Origin of the sequence: Mycobacterium paraffinicum (genome assembly GCF_001907675.1) — a bacterium.
Classification (GTDB): Bacteria; Actinomycetota; Actinomycetes; order Mycobacteriales; family Mycobacteriaceae; genus Mycobacterium; species Mycobacterium paraffinicum_A.
The window spans coordinates 1-1,136 of sequence record NZ_MPNT01000084.1 but is presented as its reverse complement, the minus strand read 5'-3'; the positions used below and the strand labels follow the sequence as shown (position 1 = coordinate 1,136).

Genomic DNA, 1,136 nt, shown 5'->3' with positions numbered 1-1,136 from the left:
TCGGTGATCGTTGCTGGAGCGCGCACGCCGATCGGCAAGTTGATGGGTTCGCTGAAGGATTTTTCGGCCAGCGATTTGGGTGCGATTGCGATTGCCGGAGCGTTGGAGAAGGCCAACGTTCCCGCCTCGCTGGTCGAGTACGTGATCATGGGTCAGGTGTTGACCGCCGGGGCCGGCCAGATGCCGGCCCGGCAGGCGGCGGTGGCCGCGGGTATCGGTTGGGATGTCCCGGCGCTGACGATCAACAAGATGTGCTTGTCGGGTATCGACGCCATCGCGCTGGCTGATCAGGTGATCCGGGCCGGGGAGTTCGACGTGGTGGTGGCCGGTGGGCAGGAGTCGATGACCAAGGCGCCGCATTTGCTGATGGACAGCCGGGCGGGCTACAAGTATGGCGATGTCACGGTCCTGGACCATCTGGCCTACGACGGCCTGCATGATGTGTTCACCGACCAGCCGATGGGCGCGCTCACCGAGCAGCGTAACGACGTCGACAGGTTCACCCGCGCCGAGCAGGACGAGTTCGCTGCGCGGTCGCATCAGAAGGCGGCCGCGGCGTGGAAGGACGGCGTCTTCGCCGATGAGGTCGTGCCCGTCAACATCCCACAGCGCAAGGGTGATCCGCTGCAGTTCAGCGAGGACGAGGGGATTCGCGCCAACACCACCGCGGAGTCCCTGGCCGGCCTCAAGCCGGCCTTCCGCCAGGACGGCACCATCACCGCCGGTTCGGCGTCGCAGATCTCTGACGGGGCCGCGGCCGTGGTGGTGATGAACAAGGCCAAGGCCGAGGAGCTGGGGCTGACCTGGCTGGTCGAGATCGGTGCACACGGTGTGGTGGCCGGACCGGACTCCACCCTGCAGTCGCAGCCGGCCAACGCGATCAAGAAAGCGCTCAGCCGCGAGGGCATCACCGTCGATCAGCTCGACGTCGTCGAAATCAACGAGGCGTTCTCCGCGGTCGCGCTGGCCTCGACCCGCGAACTGGGTATCGACCCCGCGATCGTCAACGTCAACGGCGGCGCGATCGCCGTCGGGCACCCGATCGGCATGTCGGGCGCGCGGATCACGCTGCACGTGGCGCTGGAACTGGCGCGGCGCGGCGGCGGATACGGCGTCGCCGCGCTGTGCGGCGCCGG

General features: G+C 67.6%; 1 protein-coding gene. It reads left to right on the top strand.

The window, feature by feature from the left end:
* The coding region (locus tag BRW65_RS30820; protein ID WP_208611961.1) for an acetyl-CoA C-acetyltransferase at nt 1-1,136 on the top strand (1,136 nt) is incomplete at both ends.